Origin of the sequence: Oscillatoria sp. CS-180, from assembly GCF_028330965.1 — a bacterium.
Taxonomy (GTDB): domain Bacteria; phylum Cyanobacteriota; class Cyanobacteriia; order Phormidesmidales; family Phormidesmidaceae; genus Halomicronema.
Map to the genome: position 1 here is coordinate 1 of NZ_JAQMUB010000066.1, position 24,287 is coordinate 24,287.

At 46.8% G+C, this 24,287-nt stretch carries 17 protein-coding genes; 1 reads left to right on the forward strand and 16 read right to left on the reverse strand.

Annotated features, from left to right (window positions below; genetic code table 11):
* A partial coding sequence (locus tag PN498_RS15385; RefSeq protein ID WP_442951426.1) for a hypothetical protein occupies nucleotides 1–2,306 on the forward strand: 2,306 nt, incomplete at its 5' end.
* Nucleotides 2,307–2,488: 182 nt separating this feature from the next.
* Here the strand turns inward: PN498_RS15385 and PN498_RS15390 are convergent.
* The 16 genes from PN498_RS15390 to hepA all read right to left on the reverse strand — a co-directional run bounded on the left by PN498_RS15390 (nucleotide 2,489) and on the right by hepA (nucleotide 23,048).
* Complete coding sequence (locus PN498_RS15390; RefSeq protein ID WP_272063713.1) at nucleotides 2,489–4,582, reverse strand: glycoside hydrolase family 55 protein; 2,094 nt, start codon at nucleotides 4,580–4,582, stop codon at nucleotides 2,489–2,491.
* A gap of 254 nt (nucleotides 4,583–4,836) precedes the next feature.
* Entirely contained in the window at nucleotides 4,837–6,282 is a 1,446-nt protein-coding gene (locus PN498_RS15395) for a hypothetical protein (protein WP_272063715.1), read from the reverse strand.
* 112 nt (nucleotides 6,283–6,394) lie between these two features.
* Nucleotides 6,395–7,558, reverse strand: coding sequence for a glycosyltransferase (locus PN498_RS15400; RefSeq protein WP_272063716.1), 1,164 nt, complete (start codon nucleotides 7,556–7,558; stop codon nucleotides 6,395–6,397).
* A gap of 2 nt (nucleotides 7,559–7,560) precedes the next feature.
* The gene (locus PN498_RS15405; protein WP_272063717.1) at nucleotides 7,561–8,826 is read right to left on the reverse strand and encodes a glycosyltransferase family 4 protein; all 1,266 of its coding nucleotides are present in this window, start codon (nucleotides 8,824–8,826) and stop codon (nucleotides 7,561–7,563) included.
* A complete protein-coding gene (locus PN498_RS15410; protein WP_272063719.1) occupies nucleotides 8,795–9,805 on the reverse strand; it encodes a glycosyltransferase family 4 protein in 1,011 nt (336 codons plus the stop codon). Before PN498_RS15410 ends, PN498_RS15405 begins: the two co-directional genes overlap by 32 nt.
* 176 nt (nucleotides 9,806–9,981) lie before the next feature.
* Nucleotides 9,982–10,599 (reverse strand): sulfotransferase family 2 domain-containing protein, encoded by a 618-nt coding sequence (locus PN498_RS15415; protein ID WP_272063721.1) that lies wholly within the window; start codon nucleotides 10,597–10,599, stop codon nucleotides 9,982–9,984.
* Nucleotides 10,600–10,627: 28 nt separating this feature from the next.
* The gene (locus PN498_RS15420; RefSeq protein ID WP_272063723.1) at nucleotides 10,628–11,428 is read right to left on the reverse strand and encodes a hypothetical protein; all 801 of its coding nucleotides are present in this window, start codon (nucleotides 11,426–11,428) and stop codon (nucleotides 10,628–10,630) included.
* A 117-nt stretch (nucleotides 11,429–11,545) separates the two neighbouring features.
* The gene (locus PN498_RS15425; RefSeq protein WP_272063724.1) at nucleotides 11,546–12,622 is read right to left on the reverse strand and encodes a glycosyltransferase family 2 protein; all 1,077 of its coding nucleotides are present in this window, start codon (nucleotides 12,620–12,622) and stop codon (nucleotides 11,546–11,548) included.
* 50 nt (nucleotides 12,623–12,672) lie between these two features.
* The gene (locus PN498_RS15430; RefSeq protein WP_272063726.1) at nucleotides 12,673–13,836 is read right to left on the reverse strand and encodes a glycosyltransferase; all 1,164 of its coding nucleotides are present in this window, start codon (nucleotides 13,834–13,836) and stop codon (nucleotides 12,673–12,675) included.
* A gap of 75 nt (nucleotides 13,837–13,911) precedes the next feature.
* Nucleotides 13,912–14,835, reverse strand: a complete 924-nt coding sequence (locus PN498_RS15435; RefSeq protein WP_272063727.1) for a glycosyltransferase — start codon at nucleotides 14,833–14,835, stop codon at nucleotides 13,912–13,914.
* Nucleotides 14,836–14,916: 81 nt separating this feature from the next.
* Nucleotides 14,917–15,888 (reverse strand): hypothetical protein, encoded by a 972-nt coding sequence (locus tag PN498_RS15440; RefSeq protein WP_272063728.1) that lies wholly within the window; start codon nucleotides 15,886–15,888, stop codon nucleotides 14,917–14,919.
* Between the two features lie 86 nt (nucleotides 15,889–15,974).
* Nucleotides 15,975–16,835 carry a sulfotransferase family 2 domain-containing protein gene (locus PN498_RS15445; protein WP_272063730.1) on the reverse strand — a complete coding sequence of 287 codons (861 nt, stop codon included), beginning with the start codon at nucleotides 16,833–16,835 and terminating at the stop codon, nucleotides 15,975–15,977.
* A gap of 123 nt (nucleotides 16,836–16,958) precedes the next feature.
* On the reverse strand, nucleotides 16,959–18,035 hold the full coding sequence (locus tag PN498_RS15450; protein WP_272063731.1) for a glycosyltransferase family 4 protein: 1,077 nt from the start codon (nucleotides 18,033–18,035) through the stop codon (nucleotides 16,959–16,961).
* 37 nt (nucleotides 18,036–18,072) lie between these two features.
* A complete protein-coding gene (locus tag PN498_RS15455; protein ID WP_334312258.1) occupies nucleotides 18,073–18,996 on the reverse strand; it encodes a sulfotransferase family protein in 924 nt (307 codons plus the stop codon).
* 77 nt (nucleotides 18,997–19,073) lie between these two features.
* Nucleotides 19,074–20,951, reverse strand: a complete 1,878-nt coding sequence (locus tag PN498_RS15460) for a CRTAC1 family protein (protein WP_272063732.1) — start codon at nucleotides 20,949–20,951, stop codon at nucleotides 19,074–19,076.
* 237 nt (nucleotides 20,952–21,188) lie between these two features.
* Complete coding sequence (gene hepA, locus PN498_RS15465) at nucleotides 21,189–23,048, reverse strand: heterocyst formation ABC transporter subunit HepA (RefSeq protein WP_272063733.1); 1,860 nt, start codon at nucleotides 23,046–23,048, stop codon at nucleotides 21,189–21,191.
* Between the last annotated feature and the right edge of the window lie 1,239 nt (nucleotides 23,049–24,287).

Genomic DNA, 24,287 nt, shown 5'->3' on the forward strand with positions numbered 1-24,287 from the left:
CCCCAGATCCAGATCCTGACCCAACCCCAGATCCAGATCCTGACCCAACCCCAGATCCTGACCCAGTCTCTGATTCCACAGGTGATGAGTCAATAACTCTAGCTGCAAAAGGCAAGTATTTGGATGGTGACACGACAGCACAGCAATGGAGTGATGATGTCACCATTTCTGGGGTCTCGGCTGATGGAACTGCCGCAGCTGTTAAGCACAGAAACGGTGGTTTCTCCGTCAAAGGAGGTCGTTATGACAGTCAGATCGACTATGACCCAAGCTCTGATAAAGGCGAGCGTTTGGTAATCGACTTTGAAAATGGTGCCGAGCAAGCCACCGTTACCCTTGGCAAGATGAATGCGAATGAGACGGACGGCCTGCCGGAGACCGGTCGTTGGATCGCCTACGATGAAGAGGGTGAGGAAATCTCTTCTGGCGCGCTAGATCCGACACAAACCACTGCCATTAGTAAGGACACCTATTCCTTTGATATCAGCACTTCTGAGACGTTTTCGAGGCTGGCGATCGAGGCGACAGCCTACGGCAACGGTGAAGGGACCGACCAAACCGACAACAATTCCGACTTCAACCTTAAGGCTGTTACTTACGTATCAGGTGACCTTGATTCTATCGATTCAGACCCTGTGACTGAGGATCCCGTAGTTGAAGATCCCGTAGTTGAAGAGCCTGTAACTGAAGACCCCGCGACCGAAGAGCCTGTGGCTGAAGAGCCCGTGGCTGAAGACCCTGCATCACAGCAATGGAGTGATGATGTCACCATTTCTGGGGTCTCGGCTGATGGAACTGCCGCAGCTGTTGAGCATAGAAACGGTGGTTTCTCCGTCAAAGGCGGTCGTTATGACAGTCAGATCGACTATGACCCAATCTCCGGTAAGAGCGAGCGTTTGCTAATCGACTTTGAAAATGGTGCCGAGCAAGCCACCGTTACCCTTGGCAAGATGAATGCGAATGAGACGGACGGCCTGCCGGAGACCGGTCGTTGGATCGCCTACGATGAAGAGGGTGACGAAATCTCTTCTGGCGCGCTAGATCCGACACAAACCACTGCCATTAGTAAGGACACCTATTCCTTTGATATCAGCACTTCTGAGACGTTTTCGAGGCTGGCGATCGAGGCGACAGCTTACGGCAATGGTGAAGGAACCGACCAGACAGACAACAATTCTGACTTCAGTCTGAAGGATGTTATCTACATACCGGGTGATCTTGATTCTACAGATTCAGACCGTGCGGACGAGGAACCTGTGGATGAAGAGCCTGTGGATGAGGAACCTGTAGTTGAAGAGCCCGTGGCTGAAGAGCCGGTGGATGAGGAACCTGTAGTCGAGGAACCTGTAGTTGAAGAGCCTGTAGCCGAAGACCCTGTGTTCGAGCCAACAGGAGATCCCAATACGATTACAGTCAATAAAAGGACGTTCGACGACGACCTGGCAGCTACACAGGAATGGGAAGATGGCGTCACAGTTACTGCATACGACATTGAGGGTAACGTCTCATTCATCGAGTATCGTTCTACCAACCCTGCAGGCAATCCCCAGAAAGAAGATGGCATTGGCGTGAATGGTGATGGCGGTCGCAACGATTATCAAATCGATTATGTTCGCGATGAGGATGCGAGTGAGAAGATGGTTGTTGACTTTGACGGGGGCGTAACTGACGTCACCTTTGAAGTTGGGCATCTAGGCGGCACTGAGGGACCTGATGGTTTACCAGAAACCGGTACATGGAAGGCACTGGGCGACGAAGGTCAGGTTGTAAGCACTGGGCTAATTGGACCTGAAGAAAGTATCGATGGACTCATCTCCGGTTCCTACGGGCGCTATGAATTTGAGGTTACCGCAGACGAACCAATCCACCAGCTTGTCCTAGAAGCAACTGACTTCGGGTATGGAGAGGAAGACTTAGATCTGACAGATGTTGCTCAAAAAGGAACCAATAGCTCTGAATATACGTTGCGTTCAATCACCTATACCCGAGTGGAGGAAGACGATACTTTAACTGGAATGGCAGAAAGCAGTTCGCTAGTTGGAGACTTCACGGATGATCCGATTACTAACTTCTCTAGCAAGTCTAGTACTATCACGACAGACGATAGTGCAGTCTCTGGCTCGGGTGATGACACTCAACCCCTTGAAATGAACACGCTGGCTGCTGTTGATATGACTGACACGACAGAGCTTGGTAGTGGTGACTTCAGTGACACTTCTGAAGAGACCAATCCTTTTGGAGATGGTCTCAATGTGGACAGTCGGACCTTCGAGACAACTTCCTTTACAGAAACCCAGACATTTTAGTCGCAGAGGTTGTTGCCTGATTTCTCAGACCTGACGGTATACCATTCGGTCTGAGGCTGAAATAGGACATAGAAAATGGCCAAATCTTAGGAAGTCAACTACTGGGATTTGGCCATTAAATTTTGACCGGGGAGTTAAGTCGTTTTTGCACTGATGCTCTGGCCGAAATCACACTTCTGCAGCTACTTCTCAAAACCAACATACAGTGGTGCTGAAATCTGACTGCGAGGCATGTTGCGGGTTTCATCGTTGTGGACCTCTTGAACCCAGATACCAAACCAATTGCCATTGAAATTGCGCTCTACTACACCGGCAAGACTCAAGGATGATTCGATGTTTACAAAGGCTGGGTCAATTTTAGGGTCGCCGGTTGAATACACGAGCCCTCCAATGACTTCTGTGCGACCCCCATTCAACGTTTGAATGTTGGTGCCGGCTCGTTCAGTCTTAAGTCCAAGAATCCATAGGTCAGCCCCCTCATTGATGATCTTGGCTGGATCCTCGGTTTTCTGGGTATCTGTTTCTGGATTGATCTGACGGGCCCATACAGACTGATTTGCAAAGTAAAAGGGGCCGCCTACAACATCTTCAATGTACAAATCGCCCACGCGGGGAAGATCAGAGCGGCTGCGGTACTTACCGTTCATGGTTAGGCTTGACAAAACTAGCGTCTGTTCAGAAGCGTGAACAATATCGATATTGCCCCTCAGCATATCCAATCGTTCTATCTGAACAACCGGTTGACTCGTCTCGAGAATCCTAATCTCAGCATTGTCTCCTATCAGCCATGCTTCAGTTCCTAAAAACCGCCTGACATTACCTCTAATCTCCAACACTCCTGAGATGTGCCATCTGCCATTGGGTAAATAGACCGTCGTAGCGCCAGAATCAATGGCGGCTTGAATGGCAGCCGTATCATCCTCACTATCATCTGGTTGTCCGCCAAAGGCCAATGGGCTTACCCACTCGGAAACCGTATCCCAAGGAACTATGGGAGTAGCTTGAATTGGCAGATTTAGCGAGGTGCTAGAACCGGGAAAAAGAGAATCTGGCTCCTCTCCCCGTGCTAACCATTCTTCGATGTAAGCATCTGTAACACCGGGTTCGTTGCCACGCCCTTTATGGTCGTGGCTCACAGACATCGCGTAGCCTGAGGTTTCAATATTCCGGAGGAACATTTCCCGTGTTTGGTTCAGGATGGCTGGAGCGTTGATGGCATTGCCCTTACCGACCAAGTGAGCATCGATAAGCGTGACTGAACCGGGTGCGTCTATCGTATTTTTCAGGACTGTGACTGCATTAATGCTGTGCAATCCGCGAATAAAAATGCTCTGGGCAAAATTCTCCCATCCCAAGATGTTCTGATCTTCCAACCTGATATTTTCAAATGTGATGCTGTTGACTTGCGAGTAGGTTTGAATGCCATAGTCAAATCCTTGGATGTAGAGACCCTCAACATAGGCTGGACCGATTTCTCGCGTATATTTCATATCAAGACCGATTTGTCCCTGACCGTCATCTGAGATAATGGCCACATTGCGGATCCCCCCTTGATTATTCGCAATAAACTGTAGCCCAATGGCCCCTGGATTACCTGTCCCCGTGTTGATAGTGAGGTCTCGGACAGCATTGCGGAAGCGATTAGCTGGTGCGGTACCTGTCCAAATTACGGCGAGTGGATTGTCAGGATCTTGGTATTTTGACGCGTTATTGTGAAGCCGAATTACAGTCAGATCGCGATTCTCTCCCTGAAGAATAGTGCGCTTATGATTGCCGGCAGAGGTTTCGCCTGCGGGCCAATCGAGTTGATCGGAAATCAGATATGTCCCCATTGGCAAGTAGATAATGCGATTCCCACTGGGGGCTTCATCCAAGGCTCGTTGGATGGCTGCTGTATCGTCAATCCCATCATTTGGGATTGCACCATAGGCGGTCACATCGATAACGCCTGCATCTGCCGGAAATGCCCGCGTAACACTTGTTGTTTGAAAAGTATCCGTAGCCTGGGTGGAATCAAACTCCGTTGCAGCAAGCGGGAGCGCGGCAAGGTCATTGTCGGGCTCGACATCTTTGGCATTACCCTCTGGGGAAGAACTAGTGGTAGATCTCGAAATATTTGGCCCCTGTATCCTCCTAGAGTTGTCGATAAACCGCCAAGCTAGAAAAGCACCTACCAATAAGGGAACAGCCGTCAAGGTGACTATCCTCATCGTTTTGTGGGTTTGATTGCGAGGACGAGATTGTTTTTTGTTAGAGGTGGGAGGACGATTAACCATTTTCGTCAAAGAATTTGGCTTAGAGATACTTGATAAAATCACGAATAGCTACGGGAGTTAAAACGAGTTTTGATACTCGCTGTAGCTTATTAAAAGCTAACATTATGGACTGATCTCTGACTAAAAAACCACAGAATACGTCTTTAGAATCACAAATTCTAGAATTCAATTTGATCGGTATTTTTTATGCCAGCTCACTGTGTGCTCAACGTCAGGCATCACGGATGATTTTGAAAGTCAAAGAATTGAAATTTTCATTGTTCATTGATGTTCGGCTGGTTTAAATTAACGGGCGCCAGACTCCTCGCTTTCTGAAGCAGCGATCGCGACGTTGAAGCCCTTTGAGAATCAAGGTTTTCCTCTTGCCATCTAATACCCATCAGCAAGACCGTATACAGCATGAAACCAGGCTCTTGCATTTGGGCAAAAATCAAACCATTAACGCAGATCGTCAACAGTAAAAACTTAGTCACATCATCTGTGCAGCATTTGGTCCAAATGACCCAAAGGATGACGAAATAAGCCAGTAGGCCCACATAGCCCGCATCTCCCCAAAGACCGGCCCAGCCAAAAAGAGGATTGAACATACTAGACTTGCCGCCTAGCCAACTGGCATAAACCGCATCCCAGATTTCTGAACTGGCAGGATGCTCAGTCACGCCGAGTGGAGCCAGTAGGCTCTGATACTTAGGAATCATCCACCCCCCGAGGCGATCAACTGTGTGGCCGGGACCTAACCCAAACAGCCACCCCCAAATCCCCTCTTCTTGAACATACGAGTTGATGATACGAATTGAGGCCGACTTGAGTAATGTTGCCTCTCCTTCGGGACCATAGATTTCGGGCCTAATCCACGTTCTAAATCCCCTGAAAGCTTCGACGTTGTAGGCGCACCACCACAGCACCAAGCTGCCGACAGTCGCAGAAGCGCCGTACATGAAGATTTTTTTGACATCGGTGATTTTGGTCAGGATCAGAATTACCCAAGAGACGAGAGCCACAAAAATCACTTGCTTTGCATCGGCGACTACAATTTGAGTGATCGCAGCGATGAGCGCTGCATACCTGAACCGAGGCATATCAGTTTGGGTAAAGCAGTAGATCGCAAAGGATATAGAGACGGACGCTCCCACAACGTGGCCACCGCCAGATAGATAGAAAACGCCTTGAATGTTGTCCTGGAGGATATTCATTGCGCCTGTGCGCATGATGCCAAGATCCAGCAAAACTTTTTGGAGCAGGGCCAGACCAATGTGAAATACAGAGAATCTGATCAACCATTTTCTTAAGAAAGCAAAGCTCTCTTCACTCAGAGGAAGGCAGATAATAGCACATAGGAAAAAATAGGCTTCTACCCACAAAAGATAAGACAAAACGACGTTAATAATCCCTGCATCGTTGAAAATGGCGCTGATAATTAAAATACAGAGAAACGTGAGTAAGCTAAAGAGTAGTTGCTGAGAGATGCTAATTTGTCGAAAAAGCTTGGTGCGAGATTTCGTAATGGCATAGTAAGCTGCCACAGGCACCGTTGCAAAATGCAAAAAGTTTATCGGCGAGGGGGCTCCGGCACTATCCAAAAGTCGTGAAAAAAAAGCAGACGCAAACGCCAGTAACAGTAAAATAGAACTGCGCACGAAGTGCTTTTGGCTCACGCCAGAAGATTGCGAGGCTAGCTCTAAGGCATAAGAAGATTTCATACTGTCTTTTTACAATTAAAATCTTGGTGGCACGGTTCTATTGTGAGCGGATACAACTGATTCAGCGTAAAGCAATGTCGCATCTTTACTATGGCTTAGATGAGCGCAAGATTTAGCTAGCTAACTGCTTACTATAAATGTCAACTAGGGCCTCGTAATTTTTTTCAGCCGTGTACTTACTCACAAATTCATCTCGCGCTTGAGAGCGCATTTGGGCTAGACGATGTTCATCATTAATGAGTTCGTCTACCTTAGCGGCTAAATCGGAATGATTGCCCGCTTCGAAAAGTAATCCAGTCCTACCGGCGTCTACGATTTCTGCGATCGCCCCAATTTTAGAGGCAATGACGGGCGTTCCTTTGGCAAAGGCTTCAACCGCGACTCTGCCAAACGTTTCGTACCACTTAGATGGAAAGACTAGAAACTGAGCCTGGCCCATCAAGTCATAGACCTCTTGAATCGGACGACGTCCCAGCCATTCAACCTGGTCGGATTTTTGGGCTGCGGCTTCAACCTGTGGAGAGAGAGGGCCATCCCCTACAATTTTGAGCGGGACTTTGTAATTCAGGCGTTCCCAGGCTGCGAGCAGCGTATCTAACCCTTTTTCGATGGAAAGACGACCGACATAAAGGGCATAGCGGCCTGAACCATCCCCCACGCCCGGATCAACGCTGACAAAATTAGGTTTAACGTGAATCTTAGCTGCAGAAAATCCGTTCTCAACAAACTTGCTCTGAGCAAATTGGGTGAGTGCGATGTAGGCATCGATTTTGTTTTGCCAGGTCTTCAGAAAGCGATGTATGACTATCATGGCGGCGGTTACCGCGCTGGCGGCCATATTGTCTCGGTAGCAGCTATGAACGATACCAGGATACGGAATCGGTTTACCTAGGCAGTCTTCACAAACGCCACCATCCCGAAAGAAAAGGGCATTAGGGCAAAGCAGACGATAGTTTCTCAAAGTTTGAACAACCGGCACGTTTGCCGCTTTGGCCGCATAAAAAACCGATGGTGAAATGAGTGGGAAAAAGTTTTGAACATGCACAATGTCGTAGGTATCAGCCTCCAGAATCTGACCCACTTCTTGGTAAGTTTCTTGAGACCATACGGTGCGCGTAGCGACATTGGCAGATGACATTGTTTTGATGATGTCATTATTGGCCTCATAGGACCTGACCTCGTGCCCATGGTGACGGAGGAGGTTTTCTTCGGATTGGCGTGATTCGTCCTCGCCGCCCCGAATCTGATAGCGGTTATGAACACTTAAAATTCGCATGATTAACGGTTGGCTCTGTTTAGGTTATGGATATCGATGTATTGATAATATTTGCCTGATAGTTCAGCGCCCTTTGCTTTCCAGGAGAAATGGGTTTGGACGCGGGTTTTACCGGCTTGCCCGAGGCGCTGCCGGAGTTCGCTATCGGTGATGAGTTGCTCCATCGCCTGAGCTAAGTCATCAACGGCCTGCTTAGGCTCTTTGGCCGGAACTAAAATGCCTGTTTCGGGAGAAACCTGGACCGCAGATCCGCCTAAATCGAGGCAAACGACGGGGCGCCCAGCCGCCATTGCTTCTAAACAAACAAACCCCCCTGAATCGTGCAGGCTCGGGTGAAGTAGCGCATGGCAGTCAGATAACTGTTGCAACGTTTCGTCTCGCGATCGCTCCCCTAAAAATTCAATCCGGTCTGCCATGCCGAGCTTGTCAACTAATGCATCTAGAGCCTTGCGTTCCGGTCCCTTGCCCAAAATTCGATATTCACAAGGATACTTTTCAGCCACTTGGGCGAAGGCCTGAATCCCGAGATGGATCCCTTTCCAGTGCAGCAAACGGGCGATCGTGATGAACCGGATTGGCGATGGTTGAGGATAGGTATACTCAGACAGGCGCTCAATCTCTTCCTCAGGCAGGCCAATGGCGGAGGAAACTTCAACGTACTTGGCCCCAATTCGCTCCAATCGATGGGCGGTATCTGCCGTTGTTGCTCGGGCAACAACGCTCCGCTGAGCCGTGATTCGAGTAAAAGGATCCACCTCGCCGGCACCGTGGGAAAGGTTCCGGAGGAACTCATACCCTTTGCCTCTCAGCCCAAAACTTCGGGAAAACGCCTTGGGGGCCTGTTCGCCCCCTCCGACCGGCCCCCAAACGAAGGGAATCGATAATAGGGACAAGAAGCTAGGTGACGAATATCGGACGTAGGTCACATGGTGCACAATATCAAACGTTTGGACTGCCAGCAGCTTGCGGGCCATGAAATAGGCAGCGATTTGCCAAGAGTAGTAGTGCGGTAACTGTGCTGGAGGCAGCCAAGCTGCCCAGCCCGGCGGATCAAAATAGGTGAAATGGAGGTTGGGATTGGGGCGATCGCTCAATTCCTGTTCAATTGCGGCTCGATTATTGCTCCGGGTAAACACATGCACGTGGTGGTACCGGGAGAGTTCTCGGGCCACGTTCCACCCCACCCCCGGCTCAGACCCTCTACCAGGGCCACAAGCATAGGCAGAGACCAATACGCTAAGACGCTTTTGAGATGGATTGCTCGACATGTTGATAGACCTGGGCGACCTGCTCTGCTGTGTTTAACCACGTGAAGGCCTTGACGCGTTCAAGACCAGCATCGATGAGATGTTGACGAAATTCGGCATCCTGTCTGAGGTGCTCGACAGCCGTGGCCATCGACGGGTAATCCGTTGGCCCAACTGTCACGGCGGCATCGCCAGCAACTTCTGGCAAGGAACTCACATTGGAAGTAATTACCGGCGTGCCGCAGGCCATCGCCTCCAAAACCGTCAGTCCAAACCCCTCGTACAGAGAGGGGGCCAGCAGAACATCGGCGGAGTTGTAAAGCTTGACCAACATAGAATCGTCGGGTTTGCCAAGATATGAAATACAATCCCTCAGCTGATGGGTGTCAATAAATTCGTATTGTTCAGCATCGAAGTTGCTGCCAGCCTTCCAAAAATGAACGGGTTTTTGGCGCTCCTTCAGAATTTTCATCACCTGCAAAACAGCCGAAACATTCTTACGGGGATTATTCGAGCCGACGTTTAACAGGCAAAACATCTCAGGCGGCAGATTATGCTGTTGGCGAAAGGCTGCAATTTCTGCCCTGGGAAGGGGACGAAAGTCAGAACTCACCGCATTTGGGACAGTCGTAATCGAAGTGGGCGCAACCTTCAGGTGCTGCACCACATCCCTAGCAGTATTAGAAGAAACGGTAATAACGTGGTCTGCATTCTGCATTCTATGGACCGACCAACGCCAAGTATTCATACTAATAGCAGGCGCTAAAGACAGGCCGCGATACATCTGAGGCTGGACTAAATTAATGAGGTCATGACAGGTAATCACAACGGTTTTCCCCGACTGCTTGAGCCAGGGAATCAGGTGCCCATCACTATGATCAACGATATGGAATATGTCCGCCGTTTGTTGTTGGAAAGACGACGGGTAATGCCAGTAACGCTTATAGTACTTGTCAATAGCTCCGCGCACGCTTCCACCGCCTGGAGAGGCGGAGATCATCGGAGAGAGTGAAATGATCTCCCAGTCAGGATGAATCGTTCGCAGACCTTCTATAATATTTCTGGCGTACACCTTCATGCTGAATGAAGATGGGGACGTGCTCTGTAAAATTGCAATACGCATAGAGGGGTGGCCCTTTTCTATCATTAGGCGTACTTATCAAACAGCCTAAAAAACTAGAAAGTATAGTTGAACTTTTCGATATCTTGGCTGTACCAATCCGCAACAATCGCCGTTGTTTCGGAATCATAGTAATCGCGATAGTTGCCGCGCTTGCTACTTTTTAAGTGGGGCAAGTTGTAGTCAATCTCTAGGCGATCGCACACTTCTCGAAAGTCTGCTTCTAGGGATTCAAACCGACAGATGTGATCAACGATGATCGTTCCTGCGGCATCGGAGACCCAGTCAACCTGGGGCATAAACATCTTGGGCTTATCGTAGTATGGCCGACTTTTCTCCTGATACACTCGCTTGACCCAGTCCTTAAAGTTAATTTGATTTGACCCCAAATCGGTCTGATTTGTCTGTACCCGGTAATAGTAGTGGGACACGACTTTATCCCAGGGATTTCTGACGACGGCAAAGGTGAACCTTTTGTCCCACTCTATACGACCGACTTCCTCAATTTTCTCAAGGGCAGTGTCGTGTTTAGGGGGGATGTTTAGAGCTTTAGCGATACTGGTGCCGCCAGTCTTATTAATATGAATAAAAAGAAACTTATCAGTCCACTTGTGCCTGATGAGTTGGATCTTATTTCTAATAGGTCTAGGAAAACGGTTTGATAAAGTTTTCATTTGCTATGCCTTATGTTATTGATATTGGTTACACATACTCTTTGTACACCTCGAAGGCGCGATCTCGAAGGCTCTTTAAATCATCAGCCCTGTAGTGACGCCTTAACATCTCTTTGTATCGCTTTCTCCTTTCCGAGGGCGCATTTGTTACGCTTTTCTGCTTTTCCATGCCCAAATCTTTCCAGGAATTCTCAAGCACATAGAAACACTTGTCAACATTCTCCTGGGTATGATCAAATTCGGTAAAAGCAGTATGGAACTTTTGATTGACCTCGTGAATAACGTTGCCGAAATCAGAAATAACCTCCTCGAACTTAGCCGTTATGAACTGATCTCGATATTTCAACAAGGGTTGATAGAAGTCTAGATAGCTTTTCAAGCACTGTCTAATAGTGAGATTTTGAGAATAAATAATATGCGAAATAATGGCATCTTCAGGATTACGAACGAGGATCAGGCAGGGGATGCCTTGACGCAGCGCTGCGATCACTACAGAAGCGGTATGTAAATGATGAGCTACCCGTGTTGAGGCGTTGCCTTGGGCTAAGTCAAAGGCTGTAAACGCAAATGAATTCCCCGATCGCGGATAGCCTTCTATGACGATGGCCGTGTCGTCTCTCAGGGCTTCTGGACGATGGCGGACTCCGGGCGGATATTTGCGACGGGCTAAAGGGAGGTAAATGGCTGGCAGCTTGACCAGCATTCGACGCGCTTCATGACGAACCTGGGAAACTGCCCTTCGCAGCGGAGAGTGCATGTCCTCTCCGTATAAATCAGCGAGCAGTGACGCATCATATTCACTCGAAAACTCTTTACTTAAATCGTTCATGTCAAATCTCAGCGTGTCTTTTATAGATATTCAGATGACTCAAATTTCTGAAAATTTATCATTGAGCGTATCTACCAATACTGAAACGGCCTTTCCAGCCGACCCATTTTTAGCTTTCTAGCCTGTAGCTTCTGCTGAGGTGTTATTCTGGGAGATGACCAACTGCTTGAGCCAGGCGAATAGCTGAGGACGACGCTGGGGAATATAAAGCCAAGTAATGGCGACCTTGGCGGCAGGCAGTGGCATTAAACCAACCCAGACAAACCACAGCGTATACACCAAGCGTTTTTTCAAATTGAAATCGGAATATTTCCACAGAGACCGTATGCCCCAATACATCAGCTTCAAAGATGTATCGGACTCGATGGGATGAGTTTTGGGTGACAGCCGTAGCGACGACAAGCGGCACCACACATACCCGGGATTTCGCTCTTCTAAATCCCGGGGAAGCTGATGTCCCAGTTCGTCTGCCTTTGCTTTGATCAGACGATGGCTTTCAATGTGATGGTTCACAAAGCGATGGAAGCGATCGCCGCTGACATTAACAAGGGCCCACTGGTTGCTGGTATGGATGCGATAGGCTCCCAGGGGTTCATCCACCGCGCCAACGGCTCCGTAAGAAGGAATCAGCGTTGAGAGATAGTCGTCTGAGGTGAGTCGATATTTGTAGGGAATTGGTGTCACTTCAGCTAGGGCGTGGCGACTAATCGCGTTGCCGCTGGTGGAAACACCGGTGTAAGCACCATTTTCCAGCAGTTCCTGCCAGACATCCCCTGTGGCCAATTGCTGATGGCGGGGCGGGTAATACGCGCCCGTGGGTTGACTCTCACTATCGACAACTTGCAGCCGATAGTGAACCTTGGACAAGCTGGGTTCCCAGACGGACACAACTTTCTCCAGGGCCTGCTCCAGCAAATAGTCATCGGAATCCAGGAACAAAATGATCTCACCACGGCTGTGAGAGAAACCGTTATTGAAGGCAGCCCCCTGCTTGCCATTCTCTTGAAAAATAGGAATGATGCGATCTCCGTAACTAGAGATAATTTCTTGCGAACCATCCGTCGAACCATCATCAACTACGATCACTTCGACATTTTCATAGGTTTGAGCGAGGGCACTATCAATCGCCTCTTTGATAAAAGCCTCGTAGTTATAATTATTGATAATAATACTGACAAGTGGTTGAGAATTCATGATGTTAAAAGCACTTCAAAAAATAGATAGCAGCTAATTAGAGTTGGGCGCTAGGCCGTAGCCTCAACCAGAAGATTTTTAATTGAATTTCCAGCTGCCTGCCAGTTGAGGCGACTTTTATAGGTATTAAAAGACGATAAAGCCGTGTCCTTGTAGGCCGAATAGTTTGCAAATAGATTAACTACATAGTCACAGTATTTAGCCTCATCAGCGTCTACGTCAAACAATTTGCCGTTGTTGGACGCCTCGTTAATAATCGTTGGAATACCGCCTACGTTGGTCGAAAGGCAAGGCACCCCAAAAGCATTCGCTTCACAAAAGACGATGGGAGAGCAATCCGCTAACGTCGGCAAGATCAAAAAGTGAGACTCGGCAATCAAACGAGATATGCGCTCACGACCCGAATCACTCAGCTTGCTAATGTAACCCAAAGGTTTAACAAAATTGGGCAAAGGGGACTCTGATTCAGGCTGACATCCCACAAGCGTCAACTCGGTCGGTAACCCCGCATCATTAAGGGCTTTGGCAATGGCGAGGGCTTTATCTCCCCCCTTCCGCAACCACTCAACGCCGATAAAAACCATCTTGCACAATGTGGACGGGCGAGCGTCAATGAGGTTCTTGACTTCCGGTAGCGTGAGGTTTGACTCAAGGTTTGCACCAAAAGGAACGACTTTGACTTTCTGAGGATCAGCCCCATAAAAATCAATCGCTGTTCTCGCTGCCCAATGAGAGGAATAAATGGCAAACCTGGCTTTTTGAATCCCAAGCCGCTCCATCTTATGACCGTTCGCGATGGTCTCTTCACACAGGTTGCTATACTTAGGATAAAAGTTAGCTGTGTTCTGAAATGTTGCATCCGCCCAGAAAAGCATGGGGATGTCTGTTTCGAGATAGGCAATCGGATTGACCGTCGCACTCATGACGACATCGTATCGTCCTGTAGAGAGCTTTTGGTTGACCTGGTCAGCATAGCCTTTAAGGATGACCGGTTCAGTATCCTTAAGATAAAGCTTACGAAAAAACTGATGGTAGTAATGACGCTTGGCTTTCCGGACCAAACGCATCGGGAGTCTGTCTTGGAGCGGCCCAAAATAGTCAACGGGGAGCGACTGATTCTTCAGAGCTTGAGCAATGTAAAAACCCGTTCCCGACCATTCCATGCCTTTACCTAAGCGCTGAGCATTTTTAATGGTGATATAGGCGATTTTCATATCAATCTAGTCTCCCGAGGGAACATATACAATCAAGTTTTAATTAAAGAAATACACTATTCACAAATGATATCCTTACCACCGTCTTGATCGCCCGCCCAATCTAAGGCGAATTCGCTCCCAAGTACCCACATATCGCACGAAAAAGAGTGTCAGAATAAATTGAGATTTTTGCTTACTGTTGACGAGCTCCTTTTTATTCCACGCCCGCAAAATACTCCTGCCTGGAGGGGTAAAAGCTAATACAAAGTCCTTTAATAGAGCTTTAACATCCTGTATCTCTGAAAGCTCTCCTTTAGTAGCATCATACCGTCCGCCTACAATTCGCGTAACTCGCTTATACAGCTCCTTAAAGGTATGGCGAGTTGGGTGACAAACATAGGCCTCATGGGAGTAGACTTGCTGATAGTTCGATGCGAATACGCGTTGTCCCCACTCTTTATCGCCACCCGATTTCAACTGAGTGCTGAATAGTCCAACCTCATCGATGACACTTCGATAGGTAAATAGGTTGGCAGTGAGCCCATAGTGCTGCTCCTGTAGCAGTTCTGCTTGGTGAAACCCCATCTCAACGCTTTCGTAAATCTCGACGGCTGTCGGATTCTCAGCATCGTGAAAGAAAAGCTCAATACGCCCCGCAACCAACCCATAGTCAGAAGAAGCTTTCAAGCACTCTACCCCTGCCTGCAACCAGTTTTTATCAGGAATACAATCGGCGTCAGTAAAGGCAAGAATAGGCCCCCTCGAATTCAATACCCCTGTATTTCTAGCCGCGTAAGAACCGGGCTCAGATTCACTCAATAACTTGACAGATTCATACCGGCTTGTAACAGGTTCTGGGCTCTCAGACGATCCATTATCAACGACAATAATTTCGTACAGTTCCTGCGGATAGGTCTGATTATCCAGAGCCTGTAAACACTTCTGCAATCGTACTAGATCGTTGTAAACTGGAATAATGACTGAGACAACGGGTTCAGGTTTATCAGCTACTGACATAACGAGCCTTTATAATCTTTCAGTATAAAAATTAGTACCGAATTCAAAAGCAAAAATCCTCGTATGAATAGTCAAGATTGACTATTCATATAGAGTCTCAATCCCAGGAATATGCCCAAATATCTTGGTAGAAGACTCTCTGATTTTGGGGTAACTTATCATTGCCTTAAATCGTTCGTCTGTAGAAAATTTTCTCCAGCGCTCAAGCACTAACATTTCTGAGGCTTTTCCATTTAGATTCACGCCATCGAATGAACTGCCTCCACCATTTGTCATAACATCATTGAAGCCCGCATCTGTAAAATCCATTGCTAATTTCTCAGCAATCTGAGAACGATAGTCCCGATCTAGTACCCATCGATTGTAATTAACTGGAACTTTGATATTTTGCAAATAGTTAGTTTCGTTTAGGTATTCTTGAGCGTAGTCTTGCCACAATTGCGGTAACGAGAGGCTGCGAGACTTCACCTTCATGAAGTCCATCTGATCATCGACGGTCTGACCTCGTTCATTGGCCCGTAACCGGCTAGCAAAGAGATTGAACGGGTCCCTCATGATGATCAAATCGTAGCGAACCTTACTTCTCCCAAAGTAAAGATCATGCCTACGCTCAAATGTGCGATCGCTAAATGCTGTTATCGGCTGATCTTCATAGCTGTAAATCAAGCAATCCTTCGGTACGAAATCGCCCTTTGCTTCGCGTCGCCACCGTTCAATATTATCTGTTCTCCACCCCCCGATGCTCGGGTCTTGTCGTTTCCGAACTTGTTCCTTATAAACTTGCCTAAACGGGTTGACTTTGATGCAGGCATTATTGATATAAAATACCTCACCAGCATGCTGCTTTCTAAGCCAGTTCATGATGGCATGGTTCCCAGATCGCCTTAACCCAACGACTCTGATTTCCTTCTGGTTAGTAATCAGAGCCTCTTCGTTAATCACTTTATATAACTTGAGCTCGTCCTCGATCTCGTGTTGAAGCGCATCAACGCTGAGACGAATTTTTGACTGTAATCTTTTGATACCAGATATAAAATAAGGAGCGGATTTCATCGTTCACCTTTCAACTGTTTTTATACCCGCCAAATGCCTAATATTTCGGACCATAAAAATTGAATCAGTGTATCCTAGAGTGTGATCTAGGCAGATTTTTTAAAGTGTTCGACCGCATAATTATAAACCTCAATATCCGGTTTGCAGATTTCCTGAATAGACTTCATCATATCTTCAGTTATTGACTCATTGAGCGATTTCTCAGTCTCAGGCCTCTTATTTAGAGTCCTAACCTGAAGGGCTTTACCATATCTCTCCTTGAAGCTGCTCTTAAAGGTCGCCATGTCATCTAGGAAACCAATTAGGTGAAATTTGTGTAGATTATCCTTTGCTTGTTGAACTGCTTGTAGTGTCATAAAGCTGCCATCCTGACCAAGACCACCCAAGAACTTAGCGTATTCGTAACCCTGTGATTTCCCGAAGTCGGAACTAATGTAGTCTTCAAGACTGGTGGCAATCTTTCTGTACGAGGACTTTTGCCTACAGTTGTTATAGAAATAACTGGATAGCCAGCGATCAATGGGGTCACGAAGGATCGTGATGAACTCATATCGATTTGAGCAATGTTCATAGGCGACTGGGCTGAAAGGAAAATGCCCTGAAATATAGTGAACACTGTCGAGGTTCATAAAGTAGACAAGTAGCTGTTCTCGTAACTTCATTACTGCCGAATCATCAGCAGTATCTGGCAGCAACTCTTCGTCAAATAAGATTTGTGCTGATTTCCAAGAGGCTGCAGAATTCAGGTTCAACACGGTACTCGATTCCCACAGGCTCCACTTGACATAGCAGGCTTGAAGCGCCTTATTAATCGAAGTGCCGCCACACTTTGGGATGTGGTGGAAATAAATTCTTTTATCTAGACCGCCGTTGATTAAATTTGCCGTCTTGGTAGAGATATCTTTAACGGTCTTAGCATCAATTCGTGTTAGAAGTTTGCTTAACATGGTCTTTCTTAGGCATATTACAGATGGATTTAAACGATACGGCTTACTCAAATATTTAATCTGTGAAAAACCGCTTCTTGGAAAGGCTTTATTCAGAAGCCAGTCCTGGTTATAAAAGGGTGCTTAAGTTTCTCTCTCTAAACACCACTCGTAAACGCCTAAGGTCTGCTTGGCGATTTCGGGCCATCCAAGTTCCTGAGCTAGCTTCAGATTATGCATGCCCATCTGTGGCAGGTCATCTTTCTGGGCGATCGCATTTTCGATCGCGTTCACTAGGCCATCCTGACTCTCTAGGTTGTAGACAAACGAGCCCTTATCATCTAGCAGTTCGCCAATGCAACCCATGCGGGGGGCGATACAAGCCTTGGCAAAGGACATCGCCAAGACGATTGCCCCTGAGGTCAAGATATTGCGATATGGAAAAACCACAACATCGCAGGCGTTCATGTAAACCTGAATTTCCTCCTCAGGGATGAAGGTTGGCACAAGCTGGATGCGATCGCTTTCCGCCATTTTCTCTTGAATGAGGCTCTTCATTTCATCGTTGAAGGGCTTACCCGCAATTACCAATTGTCCAGTCTCGCCATCTATTTGTTTGAACGCCTCAATGAGTTCTAGGACTCCTTTGTAAGGCCGAATTTTTCCTAGAAATAAGAAAACGACTTTTGAGTCATCAATATTTAAATACCTTCTAGCCTCCAACCTATCTACTTTATTCTCATAGCAACCGACATAATTACCATGGGGAACGACAAAAACCTTGTGGACATGACGATTTAAGCCAAACGTTTCGATGACTTCCTGCTTCGCAATCTTACAATGAACGATGATTGCATCGGCTAGCTTGGCAGCTAGAAAATTGCATAAATTGTCCAGCTTTGGATAAGGATTTTCGTGGTCCTTAATATTATGAACAGTCCAGACAATCTTTACACCAGAGACCTTTAATACAAGGACCCTAATGAATAGCCTTATCAACACAAATAAGGAAGTCCATAGTTCCTTTCTGATAAAGAATGTAGAAAGCCAATGGAGATGAAGAATACCGTGCTCTTTATCTGGAAATAAGTTCAGTACCGATAAATCTAAACGATTAGTTCCCTGAGTCGATAACCCCAGTTTTTTAAGATTCTCAGCCAACTGAGCTTGATAGGGATTAAGCTTAAATTGAGGAGCGAATACCAGTTTCAGGTTGCTCATATTATCCTCCTTGATGAACAGATCGGCGGGCTGACTCTTAATTCAGATAATTCAACTCGCGAAGCAGTATTCCAGCTTCATCCTCAATCTGCTTTAACTGCTCATCAGACAGTTCTTTTTGCCATTGGCCAACCGAACTTGGACTGGCTTTTGAAATTGCCTGATGAAATATGCTGCGTGATTGATTGCTATTAATGGATAAGAAATCCAGTAAGCTTGCGGCTTCTTCATCGGGCGATTTTACAAGTGATTCATACCTTAACTCGTGATATCTATCAGAAGGCAGCTCCGGAGTACTTTTCAGTGCACTCTCCGTAAATCGACGCCATGACCAGATACAGCGATGAATATCACTGGTTGACTCAAACTCTTTCTCTCTCCCCTCTTCTACCCAAAAGCGAGGAGACGGTCCATAGGGATATCCTCCGGGCTCTATCTTACCTGAGGTTGCCTGTGCTGCTTGTAGCCACGGCTTTTTGCTATGGGAAACAGCGGCATCTCGCCCATCTCTAATAATGTGAATAAATCGAGAATCCGGAAAGGCCCGGGCCAGAAAATCAACTAGAAAGCAGTTTCTTGGAGTTTTCTCAGCAAAAAACAGATCGCCATCAAGATGCTGCATCATCAGCAAAGAATAAATTCTGCTGTAAAAGGATTTCGCCTGGTCAAAATCCCACTGTTTCTCATAGAGATAGCGTGCCGCAAATTTAGTAGCGACGGGTTCATGGTGATATGAAACTTCTGGAATGACCGCTAGACTCTCACCCAGAAACGTTGTGCCTGAACGAGGTGCCCCAATAATGAAGATCGGCTGCTTCAGATTAGGCGTTGTGAGATGAGCTAATCGAGTTAGCGAAAAAGAACGATCCTTCTTATGATATCTGCCTCGATCTATTTTCGCCGTTTGCCTAACGAGCTTTAGCATTTCAAGATTTTGATTGGGTAATAGGTTTAGAGGCATTTTTTTCTAAATTCCAACTATAAAAGCAAACTGGGAGGCTTGAGCAAATCCCTAGCAGAGATAGACTTTGCAAATGTCTAGGCTAACCCTTCATTTTGAGAAATGACTAGCAGTTGGTCTTCCTCAGGGGCGGTTATTTCCTGTACAGAACCATCCGGCCAAAACACTTTCAGTGAATCTATCTGCTTGTTCTTGCCAAGACCAAAATAAAGCCGATAGTGCCCCTGGGAGTAAAGAGAACCTTCAGCGTGGCCAACCTGTTTCGTCTGTTTGAGACCGTCGGGTGTTTCCACCACAACCCTGGCCCCAATCGCTTGATGGTTCCCCTGCTCACCCACAAGCTTGATCTCAAGCCAATGGTTTAATACACGGGAACCTTGATAGACCGCTACAGTCCAGTTTCTACGACTAGAAGATCCGGGTAGTCGCAACACCTTGGCCAAGCGATGAACATGATAACGAGTCGCTGAAACTAAATCTAAAGCGCCATCGTTATTGACATCAAACCAAGTAGGGCGGACTTCCGCCAACAGTCTGTCCGGAGTATCTTTCAGCAGATCTGTTTTCTCAAAGCGATGATTAGCGCCTTGGTGATACAGACCATATGGTGCGGCATACAAATCAGTTAAACCGTCGTTGTCGTAGTCAACCCAGTTTGCGGTTAAGCTCTCAGCGGGTAAGCCTGATTGAGCGGGTGCTACCGATTTATAAGAACCCCCATCATTGACCAGCAACACGTTGCCCGCCGATGACGCGGCAAAGATATCAATATCGCCATCAGAGTCATAATCGGAGACTGCAAGCTTGCCAATCTTATTGGCAGAATTCAGCTCTACAGGACGCGACTCAAAGGTTCCTGCCTGATTGACATAGAGCTGAAACTTCGTCTCATCTTGCCAGAACAAATCCATGTCTCCGTCATTATCCGCATCCAGCCATATAAACGGGCCATTTTCAGGAATGTCAAGGCCTGCTGCTTGTGCAACATTCGCAAACTCGCCACTAGGTTGCTGCTGGTAAAGCTGATTCGGATAGATGACGCCGGGATCACTGATCGGAAGACCCCGTCCCCCTCTCCCACAGGCAATGTAAATGTCGAGGAGTCCGTCATTGTTGTAGTCCACTGAGGCCGCTTGTCTGCCCGGACAACCCCCTTTGCTAATGCCCAGTTGCGCAGCTCTGTTATCAAAGTCACTCCCTCGGTTGAGGAACAGTTCATCGTTCACAACGCCCGGAATTTCTGGCAAGCGACCTTTGAGTCCCCCGCGAGTCACAAATAAGTCGACCTGAGCATCACCGTCATAATCAGCCCACACCATCCCATGACGATCTCTCAGAATTAGATCAAAGTTGTGCGCTTCAGGCTGTACGTAATTGCCTCCTACATGCACATTGTCTAGAGAAAGTTGACTGGAAAGCTCAAAGGAAACCGGGGTGTTGATGAGGAACGGCTCAGAGGGGTAGACCTCAAGAATCCCTCCCTCATTGGCAGAGAACGCTAGGCTGCTGTGAATCGCACCAGACGGTAACGCGTCCTCTGTTGTCTCTAAGTCAAAGCGTTCTTGGCGACCGATCGTAATTTGATAAGGGAACTCAATAACTCCAGAAATTTCCTCCCCTTCTTCAAGACGATGGACGGCTAGTTTGATCCCGCCCTCATTCAGCTCTGGGAAGGCATCGTTCGTTCGAGAAATGTGTAATCCAGATAAGTCACCTGCTGCCGCCATGTTTCGATCCATCACTTCAAAGCCAGGAAAGTTAGGATTTTGGGCAAGTCGCAAATCTGAAAGTGTATTTGTAAAGCCACCAGCGCCGTCATTGATGAGTAATGCCTGTGACTCACTGTGGTGTGCAGTAAAGATATCCAGAAGGTCATCATCATTCACGTCGGCGACACCGAGATCAAACAAGTTGAACCAAAATCTTGACTCAGAGGCCCTGCCATCGATCACCATACGCAGGGGGATTTGAGTGAACTGTCTGCCCAAATTCACCGAAGGATTCAATATGTTATAAATATAGCTACTGAACGTTATTAATAAAACAAATAGTATACCCAGTGCAAAATATTTACTAAGACGCTTTATTGAGATCTTAAACACCTCTTTATTCTCCTCAGTATGTTCAAATTGTCTGCACAATTAACGCAAATCTGAGCCAACTCTCATCGACTGATTGCAAAGATAACGAGATTATCTTTGCTTCAACCCATACTGCATCTCGTGATATTTCCACAACTTCCCACGTTGCTTCAACAAATCCTCGTACCGACCCTGTTCTACAATTCGCCCTCGCTCCAGAACGACCACTTTATCGGCATTGCTAATGGTGGATAGACGGTGAGCGATCGCAATCACAGTTCGCCCTTTAGAAAGCTTCTCTATAGATTCTTGGATTAATCTTTCAGTGACTGAATCTAAAGCGCTTGTTGCCTCGTCTAAAATCAAAATCTCGGGATTTCGCAACAAAGCTCTAGCGATCGCAATCCGTTGTCGCTGTCCCCCAGATAGTCCGACTCCTCTATCCCCCAAAACTGTCTCAAATCCCTCTGGTAAATCTTGGATGAACTCCAACGCATTGGCTAACCTAGCAACCTCAGCGATCGCAGTATCACTAACCTCATCAAGACCATACGCAATGTTCTCTCGCACTGTCGTGCTAAAGATGAACGCGTCCTGACTGACAATCGCCATTTTGTCCCGCAGCGAATTAATTTCCAAATCACGCAAATCGACATCATCAATCAATATTTGCCCTCGAGTAGGGTCATAAAACCGCGGAATTAAATCCGCCAAAGTGGTCTTTCCTGCTCCAGACGCGCCGACAAGAGCCGTCGTTTCTCCTCGCTTGATGGAGAGCGTAATGTCGTGGAGTACAGGTTCGTCTGAATTGTAGGCAAAATCGACGGATACAAATTCAATCGAACGCTGCAAGCCTGTAAATAGCTTGTGCCCATCTTGAAAATAGGGCTTGCCGTCCCGCTTCAATAGGTCCGAAACCGCACTTAACGATCCCTGAGATGCAATGAAGTTGACCCAACCCCCATTAAGCGCTGACACCAAAGGGGTTGTACGGAGCAATACAAATAAGAATGTGAGTACCTCAGCAGCTTTTAGGACCCCTGTTGATATCAACAGGCCGAATGAAACCGTTACCATTCCTACTAGCAACGTTGCCCCCGCGCCTTCGATGAGAGGGCGCACTGCCGCTGAAAGCTGGATAACAGCAAATTGCGCGTCATAGACATGTCGTGTCGCACCGTAATAGCGTCGACGTTCGACTGCCTGGGTTGCTGAGGCATGTACTGTTCGCATCCCACTTATAAACGAGAGAGCATTTGAGGTGAATGCCTTATTTGCTTTGGGGACCTCGAAGCTAGCCTTTTTCACTCTCGAGGTCAAAGACGTTAGCCCAACAGATATCAGCCCAAACATCATGACCGACACCAGAAAAAGCTGCCAAGATAAGAGCAGCATTGAAACTAAATAAGCCAAAATCTTAGAGCTGTGAACCGTGATGTTGGCAAGATTGGTAAACGCCTGCTGAACTTGGTTGATTTCACCTCTGACAATGCTAATGAGAGCCCCAGGGCTAACGGTAGAGTAGAAACTTAGTCGAAAGCTTGCTAGTTGTTCGAAGATTAAACAACGAAGCCGGTCAATGAGTCTTAAAGCAGCATCTCTCGCATAAACCGTACCTAAGTAGTCAAACCCTACTCGCATCCAAATAAATACTAGAAGCAGCCCTGAGAGACGATAAATCCTCTGCCCTGGCGATGCCTCAACGGCTAGAAACATCGTGTCAAACCACTGTATTCCGGTCCGAATAGGCGGCTCCTCAGGATTGGTTAAGCCTTGCAGAAAGGTTGCGATGAAACCAACAGAAATTCCTTCACAGAAGGCTGCTATTACAGTGAACGAGATCGCCAAAATGACAACCCAGCGAAAATGCCTCAATTCTCGTAGAATCAAGCGATTTTCTCGCCAAAAACCAGTTGTTCTGATGAGTGTCTTAACTGGATTGCTAGCCGTGTCCGGCAAACTTAGTTTCATAAATAAGAATCAATATAAAAGTGCAGGGCAGGCAAACGATACTGTATCAACAAGGAACAACCATTCACAAAGCTCTGTCCAGTCTATTGTGGAAACTTCTTGAGTTTCTTTCTAGATGCTTAGTGAGCGTCTCCGAAGCAGGGTTATGCATAAGCATCGCGTCAATTCACCTTTTCCTTTGTCTGAGAAAATGCTCTTGCTAAGTTTTGTTCCGTTAAGTGGCAACCTGTGGATAACTTATGATGCCATCTGGAAAGAAGTGTACCCACTTCATGACACATTATCGTTAAGTCAATGTGTCTGGCCTCAGTTTGCATCTCAAGGCTAGTTCTTTACTAGTTCTTTAGTAAAAGCTCTCCAAGCACCTCTTTATTACTACAAAGTTTGCTCAAAACCCTTCTCCAACCATATCTAAAGGCCATTTATTGATGATACAAAGACCTAACTTCAAGAGCTTCAATATATTAATTATCTTCAATACTCAGGGAAAGACTTTGTGTTTTAGGAACCTTACCTAGCCAACCGAGGAACAAATAAACTAGACTATGCTAAAAACTTCAGGAAATAAAAATAAAAGGACTTGACCCAAAGAATAATATAAATAACGCAGTTTTGTTTTCAATTGCTCTGGAGGAACCTTTCCAGTAGGCAATGAGCTAAACCACATAGTTCTACAAAGCATGGAGATTCCTTGCTTTCTAAAGAGTATTTAAGTCTGCTCTTGTCATATACGCTGAGTATACGACTATCCCTATAGTCAAAAATAACGATTTATCGTACTTGAACCAAAGTTCACCAATTCTTTAAATAAGCGAACTGAGTATCTACGCCGTGGTTAATAATTGGAGCAGTCTTGTCAAAGAATACTTTGAGTAAAAAGATTTTCTCTTTACCAGGATCCAGCGCAGCACTAATCCAGATGCTTTCTCTCCAATGTAGGCAGTGAGTGGTCGCTAAAGTATTCACTCTGAAAACCCCATGAGTTTGCTGCTGCTAACAGCGGAGATGATCATAATAGGAGTCCTCAAGGCAATAGAAAGTGCTCGACATCACCATGCCACTTGCAAAGAGATGTCGAGCACGAGCATTTGCTCATTAATCACGCTGGCTTTAATAGCGCAGCAATTCAACAAGATGCCACTTACCAAGACAACATTTGCTTTGCCTATCACGATAACTGAAGCAAATACTCAATCTGCGGCTTTGCTTATAGTTGTCGCGATCTCCAAATCGTCACTG